Source organism: Bacillus sp. KICET-3, assembly GCF_033261025.1.
Classification (GTDB): domain Bacteria; phylum Bacillota; class Bacilli; order Bacillales; family Bacillaceae; genus Bacillus; species Bacillus sonorensis.
The window spans coordinates 557,343-571,777 of sequence record NZ_CP137345.1 but is presented as its reverse complement, the minus strand read 5'-3'; the positions used below and the strand labels follow the sequence as shown (position 1 = coordinate 571,777).

General features: G+C 46.4%; 12 protein-coding genes. 3 read left to right on the top strand and 9 right to left on the bottom strand.

Annotated elements, in window-relative coordinates; translation table 11 throughout:
• Positions 1-21 precede the first annotated feature (21 nt).
• From R5H20_RS02815 to R5H20_RS02785, 7 genes are all read right to left on the bottom strand, one after another.
• Complete coding sequence (locus R5H20_RS02815; protein WP_006638722.1) at positions 22-1,233, bottom strand: NRAMP family divalent metal transporter; 1,212 nt, start codon at positions 1,231-1,233, stop codon at positions 22-24.
• A gap of 24 nt (positions 1,234-1,257) precedes the next feature.
• Positions 1,258-2,019, bottom strand: a complete 762-nt coding sequence (pxpA, locus tag R5H20_RS02810; protein WP_006638721.1) for a 5-oxoprolinase subunit PxpA — start codon at positions 2,017-2,019, stop codon at positions 1,258-1,260.
• 310 nt (positions 2,020-2,329) lie between these two features.
• Complete coding sequence (locus R5H20_RS02805; RefSeq protein ID WP_206702656.1) at positions 2,330-3,034, bottom strand: Cof-type HAD-IIB family hydrolase; 705 nt, start codon at positions 3,032-3,034, stop codon at positions 2,330-2,332.
• A gap of 133 nt (positions 3,035-3,167) precedes the next feature.
• The gene (locus R5H20_RS02800) at positions 3,168-4,541 is read right to left on the bottom strand and encodes a PTS ascorbate transporter subunit IIC (RefSeq protein WP_006638719.1); all 1,374 of its coding nucleotides are present in this window, start codon (positions 4,539-4,541) and stop codon (positions 3,168-3,170) included.
• Between the two features lie 5 nt (positions 4,542-4,546).
• A complete protein-coding gene (locus R5H20_RS02795) occupies positions 4,547-4,828 on the bottom strand; it encodes a PTS sugar transporter subunit IIB (protein WP_006638718.1) in 282 nt (93 codons plus the stop codon).
• A gap of 16 nt (positions 4,829-4,844) precedes the next feature.
• Positions 4,845-6,893, bottom strand: coding sequence for a BglG family transcription antiterminator (locus R5H20_RS02790; RefSeq protein ID WP_006638717.1), 2,049 nt, complete (start codon positions 6,891-6,893; stop codon positions 4,845-4,847).
• A gap of 325 nt (positions 6,894-7,218) precedes the next feature.
• Entirely contained in the window at positions 7,219-9,756 is a 2,538-nt protein-coding gene (locus R5H20_RS02785; RefSeq protein WP_176463744.1) for an isopeptide-forming domain-containing fimbrial protein, read from the bottom strand.
• Positions 9,757-10,447: 691 nt separating this feature from the next.
• Between R5H20_RS02785 and R5H20_RS02780 the strand changes: the two genes are divergently transcribed.
• Positions 10,448-11,164, top strand: coding sequence for a YrpD family protein (locus R5H20_RS02780; RefSeq protein WP_141231099.1), 717 nt, complete (start codon positions 10,448-10,450; stop codon positions 11,162-11,164).
• 47 nt (positions 11,165-11,211) lie between these two features.
• On the opposite strand, the gene R5H20_RS02775 is transcribed toward R5H20_RS02780, so the two are convergent.
• Positions 11,212-11,604, bottom strand: a complete 393-nt coding sequence (locus R5H20_RS02775) for a 3-hydroxyacyl-ACP dehydratase FabZ family protein (RefSeq protein WP_006638713.1) — start codon at positions 11,602-11,604, stop codon at positions 11,212-11,214.
• Between the two features lie 99 nt (positions 11,605-11,703).
• Here R5H20_RS02775 and R5H20_RS02770 point away from each other — a divergent pair, with 99 nt between their 5' ends.
• Together R5H20_RS02770 and R5H20_RS23505 are read left to right on the top strand one after the other, a co-directional pair.
• Complete coding sequence (locus R5H20_RS02770) at positions 11,704-12,102, top strand: VOC family protein (RefSeq protein ID WP_006638712.1); 399 nt, start codon at positions 11,704-11,706, stop codon at positions 12,100-12,102.
• Between the two features lie 417 nt (positions 12,103-12,519).
• Positions 12,520-12,567, top strand: a complete 48-nt coding sequence (locus R5H20_RS23505; RefSeq protein ID WP_368409240.1) for a DUF3967 domain-containing protein — start codon at positions 12,520-12,522, stop codon at positions 12,565-12,567.
• Between the two features lie 132 nt (positions 12,568-12,699).
• On the opposite strand, the gene R5H20_RS02765 is transcribed toward R5H20_RS23505, so the two are convergent.
• Positions 12,700-14,337 carry an SLC13 family permease gene (locus R5H20_RS02765; RefSeq protein ID WP_006638711.1) on the bottom strand — a complete coding sequence of 546 codons (1,638 nt, stop codon included), beginning with the start codon at positions 14,335-14,337 and terminating at the stop codon, positions 12,700-12,702.
• Positions 14,338-14,435: the final 98 nt, after the last annotated feature.

Genomic DNA, 14,435 nt, shown 5'->3' with positions numbered 1-14,435 from the left:
ATTCAAGTTTTGCATATTTGATCATCCCCATAATTTAGGAATTTCATTGATCAGCGTATAGCCGCCCATTATCGCCATGACTATGACGACGGCAATTCCCGGAACGGTAAGCCAGATCGGATGTCTGTAATCACCGACGATGTTCTTTTTATAAGCACCGATTAGAAGTGCGCCCAGAGCGATCGGCAAAATCAAACCGTTTAAGGCGCCGGCAAGCACAAGCAGGTTGACCGGTTTTCCAATGGTTACAAAGCAAAGCGTGGAAATCACGATAAATGCGATAATAATGCCCCGCGAATTTTTTTCGATTTTAGGAGAAAATGTTTTGAAAAAGGATACGGATGTATAGGCCGCACCGACGACAGATGTAACGGCTGCCGCCCACATGACGATTCCGAACATTTTAAAGCCGATATTTCCGGCAGCCAGCTGAAAAACTGAAGCAGGAGGGTTGTCCGGATTAATATGCAAACCCTTTGATACAACGCCAAGAACGGCCAAAAACAGGGCAATTCTCATAACGGATGTAATGAGGATACCGGAAACAGAGCTTTTCGTCACTTGAGAAATCGCGTCTTTTCCTTTGACTCCGGCATCAAGCAGACGGTGCCCTCCGGCAAATGTAATATAGCCGCCGACAGTTCCGCCGACGAGCGTCACAATCGCAAGGATGTCGATTTTTTCAGGCATGACCGATCTAGCCAGCGCTTCTCCCGCAGGCGGATTCGTCGTAATCGCCACATAAACGGTCAGCAGAATCATGACGGCTCCCGCAATAAGGGTGAAGCGGTCCATCGCTTTTCCGGCTTCTTTAATGGCAAAAATCAAAATCGCAATGACGGCGCTGATCAACGCACCCGTCTGAGGAGTCACGCCAAATAAAACCTGCAATCCCAGTCCGGCGCCGCCGATGTTTCCGATGTTGAAAGCAAGTCCGCCCAACACGACGAGGGCTGCGACAAAATAGCCAAGTCCCGGAAAGACGAGGTTGGCGATTTCCTGCCCCCGTTTTTCAGAAACAGCAATGATTCTCCAAACATTGGTTTGAGCGATAATATCTAAAATAATGGAAACTAAAATGACAAACCCGAAGCTTGCGGCCAGGTTTTGCGTAAATACTGTCGTTTGGGTCAAAAATCCGGGTCCGATGGCTGATGTGGCCATTAAAAAAGCCGCACCCAATAATAACGTCCAGTTGCTTGAAGTTGTTTTTGTTTTTTTGTTTTGCTTCAAATGGCATTCCTCCTTTTGACTGTATCATGTTGAAAAAGCTTGTATGTTGATGTCTGCCTGTTCGAGTTCTTTGCGGATCTTTTTCGCAAATTGGAGGGCATGTGCGCCGTCTCCGTGAATGCATATCGTATCAGCCTTGAGAGTGACATCCGTCCCCTGGCGGCTGCGGACTTTCCCTTCTTTGACCATTCGGATGACCTGGCGGACGGCCTCATCATCATCTTGAATCAGCGCATCAGCCTGTGTACGGGATGTCAATGTTCCGTCTTCCTGGTAAGTACGGTCGGCAAACACTTCATGGGCCGTTTTCAGACCGAGTTTTTCTCCGGCGCGGACGAGTTCGCTCCCCGCCAGACCGAACAGGATCAGCTCTGGATCGATATCGTAAACCGCTTGAGCGATCGCATCCGATAACTCCCTGTTTTTTGCCGCCATATTGTAAAGCGCTCCATGAGGCTTAACATGCTGCATGGCAATACCTTCTGCTTTTAAAAAACCGGAAAGGGCGCCAATTTGGTAAACAACGAGATCATATGCTTCCTCAGCCGTGATCGCCATATTGCGCCGGCCGAATCCGGCTAAATCCGGAAGCCCGGGATGAGCCCCGATTTGAACCCCTTTTTCCGCTGCCATAGCGACGGTTTTCCTCATGACGCTCGGATCGCCTGCATGAAACCCGCAGGCAATATTGGCTGATGTAACAAATGCCAGAATATCTTCATCCAACCCTATTCGATAGGCGCCGAAGCTTTCTCCAAGATCACAGTTCAGATCAACAAGATTCATCGAATCCCCCCTATTGATTCGTGCACGATTCGTCGAATTTTAGTACTTTCCCCTTTTTGTTCCGATTATCGGAACATTAATTCCGAATAATCAAACTTAAGGTTGATTATAACAGGGATTTGTTGTCTTGGCATCAGTTTGTTAGAAAAGCTCACATAAAATAAATCGATTTGACTAAACATCATCCTGCCTAAAAGACCGTTTTTTCCCGCATTCCCATGGATGTTTGCTTATTTTATCTCGAATTCAATTTTTTTATATGTTGATTGTACCCATAAAAAAAAGAGCCGCTTTTCGGCCCTTTTTCATATCACGCCAGCACCCAATGCCTGATCGCTTTGGCGACGCCATTTTCATTATTTGTATCTGTAATCCAGTCCGCCGTTTCTTTGACGATGTCCTGGCCGTTCCCCATTGCAACGCCGAGCCCCGCTTCCTTGATCATGGCGATATCATTCAAGCTGTCGCCGACTGCCATGACATTCTCCATCGTAAAGCCGAGACGCTCGGATACTTTCGCCAAAGCCGCCGCCTTATTGATGCCGATCGCATTGACTTCGATGTTGGTCGGGCTGGAATTGGTGACTTCCAGTTCTTTGTTCTTTTTCAGCGCCTCCAGTACAAGGCTTCTTACGTCATCATCGGGTATATCAAACCCGAATTTCAGCCATTCATACGAATGGATATCTTCGGGAAATTCGCCTCTCCATACTTTATCAACGCTCGCCGCCCAAAAATCGGTGTTATGCAGATTCCGTAACTCCCACATCATTTTCACATGATCCGGATGAAGGAGCTGTCGTTCGACCAGCTGAAATGAGGAATCCCAGATTTCACTGCCGTTTGCGGTAATCAGAAAAGAAGACAGTTCCAGGGATTCCGCGAATTCCCTGCACGTCATCAGCGTCCGGCCGGTACTGAGCACGACATAAACCCCTTTTGCCTCGGCTTCTTTTATCGCTTTCCGATTTTCTTCCGAAATGGTCTGTTCATCATTCAATAACGTCCCGTCCATATCCAGTGCAACAAGTTTCACATCTTTTTGATTGATTGCCACGATATAAGATACCTCCACTTTTTTTAGGCTCCTTATATTCTAATATAAAAACCGGCCAGGACAAAGAAACCAGGATAAAAGGCGGTATGATTTATGCTTCAGCTTTCGGATCTGAGTCCCTCCGTTTTTCGTGTTGAAAGCCGAACAACACGAGAGCAACTGCAACAATCGCCAAGCCAATTGCTACGCCCGCCGGGCCGAGAAGCTTCACTGCATTCCCCAAAACAATGCCCGCCGCCGCAAAATCGGTATCGGAAAACGTCGTATTCGCAAAGCCAAAATCGCCAAGAACCGGCAGCAAAGCGACAGGGAGAAATGTAATGATCAATCCGTTGGCAAAGGAACCAAGGGCGGCTCCCCGAATGCCGCCGGACGCGTTTCCAAACACGCCGGCAGAGGCTCCGGTAAAGAAATGAGGAACCACTCCGGGAAGAATGACGATAGAGCCGGAAGCGCCAAGGATGAACATGCCGGTGATTCCTCCCAAAAAACTGCAAAAAAATCCGATCAAAACGGCGTTTGGCGCATATGGAAAAATAATCGGGCAATCAAGCGCCGGCTTAGAATCAGGGACAAGTTTGTCTGATATTCCTTTGAAGGCCGGAACAATTTCGGCAAGCACCAGCCTTACGCCTGAAAGAATGATAAACACGCCGGCCGCAAATGTGACCGCCTGTATCAGTGAGAAGACAAGGTAATGCGTCCCAGCGCTCAGCTCGCTCTCTACATAAGCCCGGCCGGCAAAAAAAGCGATCAATACATATAAAACAGTCATCGTAAGCGCAATGCTGACAGAGCTGTCCCTTAGAAACCCCAGGCCTTTTGGAAAACGGATATCTTCGGTTGAACGCGAGCCTTTCCCGGCCGCTTTTCCGATCAAGCCCGATATCGCGCAGCCGATCGCAGAAAAATGACCGAAAGCGACTTTGTCATTGCCGGTTATGTTTCTCATAAAAGGCTGTACGAAGGCAGGAAAGATGCCCATCATCAGGCCGAGGGCGATCGAGCCGGCGACGACCAGCAGCGGGCCTTTCAGTCCTGCCGCGATAAGAATGACGGCTATCAGACAAGCCATGTATAAGGTGTGGTGCCCTGTTAAAAAAATATAGGTAAAGCTTGTGAAACGGGCGATCAGGATGTTGGACAGCATACCGAAAAACATAATCAGGGCGATCGCCGTTCCGTATTCTTTGAGCGCCATCGCGACAATCGCTTCATTATTCGGAACAACGCCGTTTACATGAAAAGCCGCCTGAAACATTTTTCCAAACGGTTCCAGTGAATCGACAAGAATACCGGCGCCTGCAGAAATGACGATAAAACCCAAAAATGATTTCGTCGTTCCTTTTACAACTTCATTGGCGGGCTTTTTCTGCAGAATAAGGCCAATCAGAGAAATTACCGCTATTAGAACGGCAGGCTGACTCAGCATATCTATTATCAGCTTTAATGATCTTTCCCCCATCTGTTTTACAACACTCCCTTATCCTGCAATGTTCTCAACAATTTTGTCTTCAGTTCATCCAAATCAATGATACTGTCAAGCACGACGACTTCCCCCAAGTGGGAAGCTCCTTCTGCAATATCTTTTGCAACGACAAACAGATCAGCCTGATCTCGGGATGCTGAACTCAAATCAGAATGGCTTACGTCAATGCCGGCTACTCCGAGCTCCGTTAACAAATCGCGAATATTCATTTCCAGCATAAAGCTGCTTCCAAGTCCTGATCCGCAGACCGCCATGATTTTCATGATTTCCCCTCCCGTTTTAGTTGGTTGAATAGGCTTTTATTACACTCCTGACCTGTGCCAACGACTCGGTTTCTTTTAACAGTTCCTGATTGTCTTTTTTGCTAAGAAGGCGCGTTAATTGAGAAAGCGCCTTCAAATGAGTGGTATGGTCAATGGCCGCGATACAAAATAAAAGCTTTACAGGATATTGTTCATTATTCAAGAAATAGACGGGTTCTTTCAGTTTCAGCAGACTCATCCCCACATGATTCACCCCCATTTCAGGCCGCGCGTGGGGGATGGCAATCTCCGGGCCGATGATCATGTAAGGGCCCAGTGTTTTGACATTGTCGATCATGGCGTCTATGTAATGTTCCTTAATCAGTTCCTGATCAAGCAAAGGTTTTGCGGCCAGTCTAATCGCTTCCTCCCAGCTTTCGGTTCGTTCGGCCATTTGAATGGTTTTCTCTGTCAACAGCTCGTTCAGCACTGGTCGTTTCCCCCTTGATTCCGTCACTTTTTCAAAAAACGCAATCTGTTTCAATGATTCTCTCAGGCCTTTTTCATCGATGATATGCACGTATTTTTTCAGAAGCTGGAGAAACTCGTCTGTCAGTATCTCCCTCTGTTTGACCCCAAAAAGATGCCGATAGACTTCATTGACAAGCCTGCTCTTTTCGGCGGGCGTCATCAGCGGCCCCGCCATGTAATAACACCTTTCCGTTTTCAGCTCAATGGTTGAAAACACCGCATCATACTGGTCAAAGAGCTCTGGTGTGAATTCTTGCAACGACAGCGTCTTTTCTACACATATTTCAGAAAACAAAGATTCAAGCTGATGTTTGACCATTAGCGAGGAACTGACACCGCTCGGACAAATGACGACAGCCGTCTTTTTGAATGATTTCATCTGTGATGGTTCCTCAAGCATGGCCCAGAAGTGGATCGTAATAAAGCCGATTTCTTCTTCCGGTATCAGAATGTTCAACAAAGATTCAAACGGCTGCATAAGCTTTTGTACGATCGTATACAGTTCTTTATGCTCTTTCTTTATTTTGGTTAATAGAGGGTTGTGGATCGGAATGCGGTATTTCATCCTGAAATACGCCGGCTTCATGTGGCGGTACAGGGATTCAGCCACTTCATCCCGTCTTGAGAAGGTGACACAGGCTCTGGATTCAAAATTGAGAACAAGCTGCTCGCACAGCTGAAAAAGAGGATCATCTGCCGAATGGCTTCCAAAAGAAAGGCCCAAAAGCTGGATCATGACATAGCACAGTTCAGTTTCATGTTTTGGCATGTGCAGCTCATCCATAAGCTTTTCCGCCGCATGTTTCAGCGGATTTTGTTTGAAAGCCTCCATTTCTTTCTGATGAAATCGGACAATCTTGCCCTCAGCCACTCTCCGGGAATACAGGATAAGAAAGTGGATAAATTCATTCAGCCTTTCTTCAACGAACTGAAGATTGCATTCTTTGGAGATGCGTTCAACCGCTTTTTCCGCATCTTTACCGCAGCAGTCGGCACCGGACGTTTTGAAAATATACTGAAGCATTTCCCGTCCGTACGGCTTTTGTAAAAAAGAAGATAAATAATGCATGACAGGAACCCTTTTATCAAATTCGCTTCCTATTAAGTGATACCCCTGCTGTCTTGTATAATGAACAGATACTAAAAATGGGCGAAGCGCTTCATTCGCTTTTTTCACATCATTCATCACCGTGTTTTTGCTGACCTGCAACAGCTGGGTTAAATGAACGGATGAAATGGGCTCCCGCCTGATAAAAAGGAAGATATACAAAGCTTGGACCCGTTCTTCCTGAGTGAAAATAAAGAAGCGGTTACCCGCTGTTCCGGTTGAATTCCTTGTCAATTGAAGCACTTCTTCCGGAATGACCAGCCTGTTCTTTCTTTTATAATCGATTTCAGGCAGCTCATTCCCCGCCAGCCAGTGATTGATTTTTTCCAAATCGTAATAGATTTGGCGTTTTGTTAATTGAAAATGATCGATCAGTTGATAGATCGTAGCTTCTTTCACACGAACTAAATATTGGAGTAGATGAGCTGGACGTTTTTCTGTGATCATCTATATGTCCTCCTTGCTGTCATCTTACAATAAAATGTTTTGATTCCGTTTGCTGTTTGAGTACAAATAACGGGACTTCGGATCTACAAAATTGTGTTGAAATCAAAGCAGCCAGGCTGAAACCATTTCAGCTATGAAAAGCAAACCGGGAAACATCATCGTGATATAAGATTGATTCAAGGTATAAGCCGGATGATTCATCCAGCCTTTTATAACAATATGTATTCATATGTTCATGTTGATTGTCAGATAAAATCGCGAGGCATGTAAAAAGGGCGCCAAAATGTTGATTTGGCGCCCCTTCCAGCCCTAAAACCATGTCGATCTAGACATTTCGTTTTCTTCTAAAATACCAAAGACCTGTCCCGGCTAATAGCAGCACGAGACCTGCAAGAAGCAGATTAAACGTATCTGTTGCCGTATTCGGCAGCTCATTTCCTCCATCTGTCTTCTGATCTGTAGGCTTTTCTGGTTTGTTTGGTTTATTTGGTTCGCTTGGTTTTTCAGGATCAGGATCCTTCGGTTCTACGGTGATGCTTGTTCCCGGCTTATCAGGAGTTTTGACATTATCGCCGCCTGCGACCGCCACGTTTTTAATCGTTTTGCCCGCATAACCGGACTCGATTTTCGCTTCGAATGTCACCGTCCGCCATTCGGTGTCTGTGACATCGCCGAAGTTCGCCGTGATCTTGCCGTCTTCGATTTTCGCTTCTCCGCCGTTGCTTGCTTTTAAGCTGCCTTCCACATATGTCAGGCCGGCCGGAAGTTTGTCTGAAATCGTCAGGTTTTCTACCAGGCTGTCTGTTACCGTATTGCGGGTTTTAATCGTGTAGACCACCGTGTCGCCTGCTTCATATTTGTCCTTATCTGAATCAAGATTTTTCGCTGTTTTCTCAGATTCAAGCTTTGGCTCTTTCGGATCGACTTTGATGTCGGTTCCCGGCTTGCCAGGAGTCTCGACATTATCGCCGCCTGCGACCGCCACGTTTTTAATCGTTTTGCCCGCATAACCGGACTCGATTTTCGCTTCGAATGTCACCGTCCGCCATTCGGTGTCTGTGACATCGCCGAAGTTCGCCGTAATTTTGCCGTCTTCGATTTTCGCTTCTCCGCCGTTGCTTGCTTTTAAGCTGCCTTCGACATACGTCAGGCCGGCTGGAAGTTTATCGGAAATGGTCAGATCCTCTATCGTGCTCTCCGTAATTTTATTTCTGGTCTTGATCGTGTAGACTACCGTGTCTCCCACTTCAAATTTTTCCTTGTCCGCATCAAGGTTCTTCGCCGTTTTCTCTGACTCTAACACAGGATCCCGCGGATATACTTTGACCTCGTGATTCGGCTTATCTGGTTTGTCAATATTGTCACCTGTCACGTTTGCGGTGTTGACGATATCTTTACCGGATTGGCCGGACTTTACCTTCGCTTCGAATGTCACGGTGTGCCATTCGGTATCATTGACATTCCCAAATTGGCCTGCCGCTTTGCCGTCGGCATAATGTCCCTTATCGCCGTCTTTGGCATCGCTCACCGCAGTGCCGTCCACTTTCAGTGTGCCCGGGACATATTCCAATCCTTCTGGAATGGCATCTGAAATGACAAGATTTTTCACTTGACTGTCTTCAAGCGTGTTTCGTGTTTGAATCGTGTACAGAAGCGTATCTCCCACTTCCGGATGATCCGCATCGGTGTTCCCAGCCGCTTTTTGTTGAATGGATGCCGTTTTCTTTGATTCCAGCTTAGGCTCATTAAAGATGATCGGCGTCGTCACTTCATTTGATTCCGTTTGTTCATTTTTGTTCGTCAACAAATTATTGTAGTTAATTTGCGCCTTATTGTTGACTTTTGTAACGGCATAATCCGTCTTCGTCTTCACCTTAAATTGTACGGTGACTCCATTAGGCAATTGGGTTGTATTTGGCAAATTGCCGAGCTTGGCGTTGACCTTTTTACCGTCAAAATGGCCTTCATCATTATCGGCCGCATCCGTTAGATTTTTTGTGGTCGAACCGTTGATCAATTTTAATGATCCAGGGACATATTCCGTTCCTTCCGGGATCAGATCTGAGAAGTTCGCATTTGAGGCGATATCTCCGCCTTCGTTTTTGACTTGAACCGAATATGTCAGCTCATCGCCGGCATGCACCTCTCCCTGTGGAGAAACCGTTTTATTCGCAGTTACGCACGGCTCTGTACCAAGGAAGATATCGTCCAAAAAGTTGCCGGCTCCTATGCTTCCGCTGGCTACGCTAACAGCCTCAAAACCGAATCTTGTTGTTGTTTGCCCTGCTGGAACCGTATAAGCCCCCGTATAAGTTCCCCATTTGGTGTTTCCATCAGACATTTTTCTTTGCACCACGGTATCGTAAGGGTTAGCCGTTGCTGCACCAATGCGGAGCTGCATGGTATCAACCCCTCCGCGCCCCATGTGCGATAATCGCCAGTAGATGGTCTGTCCAGGCGTTGTCTTGACATCTTGATACAACATGCCATTTTCATAAGCGTTTAGTTCCGCCCACCGGTTTCCATCAGGAGGAGCTGGATAACTTTTTGCTGCCTCTGGATAACCCAGCTGATGATTCCAAATCTCAATTACTTTCTGGCCTGTAGGTGAAGCATTATCGGTTGTCTTCCACCCTGGAACCTCGGATTCCAGGAAAAAGTAAGGTGCACCGGCAGATCCCTTGGCAGGACCTTGTTCAAAGCTGCCGTTAATCAGTGCAACCGGTGCCGGGCAAGCATCTACTGCCGCCGGGGTTACCCCGGTATTATCCTCAGCATGGATCTGCTGAGGTAAAACGGTCAGCAGATTGCTGACGACTAATAAAAAGACCGCTAATAGCATGAAACTTTTTTTGATCTGCATTTTGCAAGACCTAGGAATAAAGCCCTTTCGCATCAACATCTCACTCCAATAGTCCTTTTTTAAAACATGACATTTACCATAATCGATACGCAAAATTCCAAATATTAATAATATTTCGAAATTTATTCTTAATATGACCCCCTTTCGGTGATTAAAATATAACAAAATAGTTCTATTATTCACAATGTGACAAAATATTCATATTTTTTCGTATATTGTAGATTATTGACGAAAAAAATGGCTTTTATAGCCCTTGAACCTGCTTTTTTGCAGTCATTAGGTGAAAGGGGATTTAGATCGCAGTATCGTTCGTTGCTTACATCAGCAGTGTTTTTTATATCATTTTCAGCTTATCCAGCCGAAACGTTTTTTCTGGGATAAATGACTTATGATGGATTTTTTAATGAACAGAGGAATGTCTTATTTTATCAAGTCATCATGATGTTTTTACCTGTTACCACTACTGTTTTCAGGCTATTTATCTACTAAAAACAAAAAAACAAGCTGTTCCTCAAGGATCATCTTATAATAAAACCTGAATGTTTTGATTGTCGATTGAGCACAAATGATGGTACTTCATATTTACAAAATTGGTCTGAATCCGACATCACATTTTGTCGATTTATTTCCACAAAAGGAATTCCAAAAAAAGGTATAATTAAAATTGATACTACGATGAACAGGGGGAATTTTGTTGAAAAAATGGTTGATGGCAAGTGCAGTTGGTATAGCGATGCTTTTCGCAGCATTTTCTGCGGGGATACCGGGTCTTCCAGGAGCAGACACTCACGTCGCAAAAGCGGCTTCCCAGCTTCCTAATGGCATCGGCGGGCGCGCCTACCTGAACAGTACAGGCTCTGTTTTCACGGCAAAAATTAAGCTTCCCGATACCATACAAATCAATAACGCTACCGCTTATATTTATTCCGGGTTCCGCGCGAAAAATGGAACAGAGTCAGATATCGGTCTTCAATACAGCACCCTGTACAAAGTCTGGAAGCCGCTCATGAAGGTCGGTGCAAAAAATGAGGAAACGTATATCGAGGGAAAAGACCAATTCACGAATCATAAAGGCTTCCGTCCTGGGAGCACGGTGCAAATGACGATCTATAAAAACATGAACGGCAATACCCGCGCCACCTTCTGGGGAACGAACAATGAGGGCTACACCGGACGAATCATCATGGAAATTCAAGGAACGAACGTCGGCACTCTTTTAAAATGGAAAACGCTTGCCACCGCAGCGGTGTCGTCTGAGAGCCAGCGATCTTCCATCAAAGCCGATTTTTCTGCCTCTTTTACCAATATCACAATCGATCAAAAGGCGGTCACACCTGTCGTCGATACACAGGATTTTGCAAAGGTTGTCCCTTCCGGCAACAATGTCAAGATTTGCGTGAAGAAATAACGAAAAACGGCATAAGGCCGCCGGCAATGCCGGGCGGCCTTTTCCTGTTATTTTCCGCTTTCTATAAAAATCCCCAGTTCGGCTTCCGCAATTTTTCTGCCGTTTACAGACGCCTGTCCTTTCCCAAATAAAAATCCCCGTTTATAGCGCGTCACTTCAAAATAAAGATCAAGCTTGTCCCCAGGAAGCGCCTGTCCGCTGGATTCAGCCTTTTTGACAGAAGAAAGAAATCCGAGCTCAGTGCGATCCCCCATGGCGGTAAACGCCGCGATTTGCGCCAGTGCTTCGATGATAAGGGAAAACGGCATATCCTTTTGGGTTTCCGTTATAAACCAGTCGTTTTCCGATATCAATTTATACCCTTGCGCCGATTTTCCCGGTTCATTTTCGACAACGCGGTCTACCAATAAAAATGGGTATTGGTGCGGCAGTGCATTCATCTTCACAGTCTTCATCCTTTTTATTCTTATTATACCGCAACCCGTACGTGATCACTTCTCTTATCTTAGGTATACTAAGAAAAAAAGGAGGAATCCGAATTGAAAAGCGCAAATCCTTATCTTTTTATCGACGGCTGTCAAGAAGCGGTCGCATTTTATCAAGAAGCATTGGGCGGAGACATTCGAAATGTCCAGCTTGCTGACGGCGTCGAAATGTTCAAGGGGCACGAAGGAAAATATCTGCATGCCGAGCTTCATCTCGGAGACAGCATCATCCATTTTTCTGACGTTTTTGGACAGGTTGAAAAAGGAGACCATGTCAGCATCACATTGGAGTGTGAAAGCGAGGATGAAATCCGCCGGGTATATGATATGCTGAAAAGCGGCGGACATGCGGCTCTGGAACTGCAAAAAACGTTTTGGGGCGCTCTTCATGCCAATGTGACCGACAAATATGGGGTCAAATGGCTGCTGAATTATCAAATGCCTGAAAGCTGACCGTTCTGTATGAAACAGAACGGCTCCCCTTTTTATCCGGCAGAGCGGTCTTTGCCCCGCTCTTGAAACACCTGTTTTGCGACATTCACTCCGTTCAACACTCGGGGAAACCCGAATAGAGGCCGTTACAGTCCGAAAGTATTCAAAGCTGCTTGAGTCTCACGGCTATTCTTTCGAACGCGATACCAAGGGATGGCGCCTCTTAAGCAAGAATGATTTATCCGCTATAGAGAACCTCTACAGCATGAACAAACCGGACGGCCACCCCCTTAAAAAAGCCGCTGAACATATAGCGCATCTGTATCGACCAGAAGAATTCAATCAAAAAATATTAGAGCGTATTGAACGTTTCGAACACGGCAGCGGGAAAGGGAAGAAACGCTGATGAATTCTCTCCGCGAATAAGAAACTCAAAAAATGATTGCTGCAGCTCGCGAAAAAAAGTGGTGGCAATTCTGGAAGTAATAAAAAACCAGGGCCGTCGGACAAACTGCAGCGCCACTTAGAAAAGATCGATGCGAAAATCGATTTTTTCTCATCTTTTCAAAAAGGAAAGGACAAGCATTAAAAAAGCCGGGCATCATGTGCCCGGCTTTTTTATGGCTTGAGCTGATCAGGAAAAACGGTCAGGTCCACTCCCCAAAGATGCGGGAGAATATAGAATACGGCTCCGATGATTAAGATTAATGTAAAGATGTTAATAACAAAGCCTGTTTTGACCATTTCGCTGATTTTAAGTTTTCCCGAGGCGAAAATAATCGCATTCGGCGGTGTTCCCACAGGAAGCATAAACGCGCAGTTCGCCGCCATTGCGGCAGGCACCATCAGCGCAAACGGATGCACATTGAGGGCCAGCGCAAGCGATGCCAGCACCGGCAGAATCATTGTAGCCGTTGCCGTATTTGACGTAATTTCAGTCAAGAATAGCACCAATGCTGTTGATACGATGACGATGACAACGAAATGAAACCCGTCTAATACGGTCAGCCTTCCGCCGATCCATTCCGCCAATCCCGTTTCTTTAAATCCGGCCGCCAGCGCGAGGCCGCCTCCGAACAGCAGCAGAATGCCCCACGGCAAATCTTTTGACACATTCCAGTCCAAAATCCGGCCGCCTTTATTCAGCGATGGGATCAGGAAAAGCAATGAAGCGGCAAAAATCGCAATCATCGTATCATCAATACCCGGTATTTTTCCGTCCCACAGAAATGTTCTCGTTACCCACATAAACGCGGCAAAGCTGAAAATGAGGAGCACCATCGATTCTTCAAAACTGATTTTTCCAAGCTTTCTTTTTTCTGCTTGAATCAGTTCCTTCCCGCCCGGAAGCTGTTTCATCTGAATCGGATGAGCGACTTTTGTCAAGTACAGCCAGACAGCCAAAAGCAGAATGACGACGACCGGAACGGCAAAAGCCATCCATCCGCCAAAGGAGATCTCAACTCCGTACAGCGTTTTAAAGCTGGCGGCCAAAATGAGATTCGGCGGCGTACCGATCAATGTCCCGAGACCGCCGATCGTCCCCGCGTAACCGATGCCGAAAATGAGCGCCTTTGAGAATTTTTCTTTTTCTGCCGCCAAATCCTTTCGTTCGGCTTTCATTACATCTGAGACTTGATAAATGATGGCAGTTCCAATCGGCAGCATCATCATCACTGCAGCGGTGTTTGACACCCACATGGACAAAAAGCCCGTCGCAGCCATAAACCCAAGGACGATTCTTGATGTGCTGGTCCCGACAACAGAAATGATGTGAAGCGCAATGCGTTTATGAAGATTCCATCGCTCCATCGCAAGCGCAATCAAAAATCCTCCCAAAAATAAAAACACAATCGGATCGCCATAGCTTGCCGTGACAACAGATCCCTCCAGAGCTCCTGTCAGCGGAAGCAGCACGATCGGCAGCAAGGATGCCGCGGGAATCGGAACGGCTTCAGTGATCCACCAAGCAGCCACCCATAAGGTGGTGGCCAATACCATTCTCCCTTCATGGCTCAAACCTTCCGGGAAAAAGAACAGAATAACGGCGAAAAACAATGCGGGCCCGAGCAGCAGGCCGATTTTCTGCGGCGTTTTATAGCCCGGCGGCATGTCTTCTTTCATGATCTGATCGGTCGTTATATTCAATCCGGCCTCTTTTCCCGCCTTCATAGGCATGGTGAACAACAGCAGCCTTTTGGCCTCCCGGTGAGACTTCCAAAGCGCCCCCCATGCGGACGCAACGCTAGTTTTCATCAACATCCCCTTCCCCTCTGTCGTTAAAGCGCTTACAATAGTAGTCAAATAGAAAAACTGCCGACTGTCGACAGGTTATAATTTTATTATAGCTGACC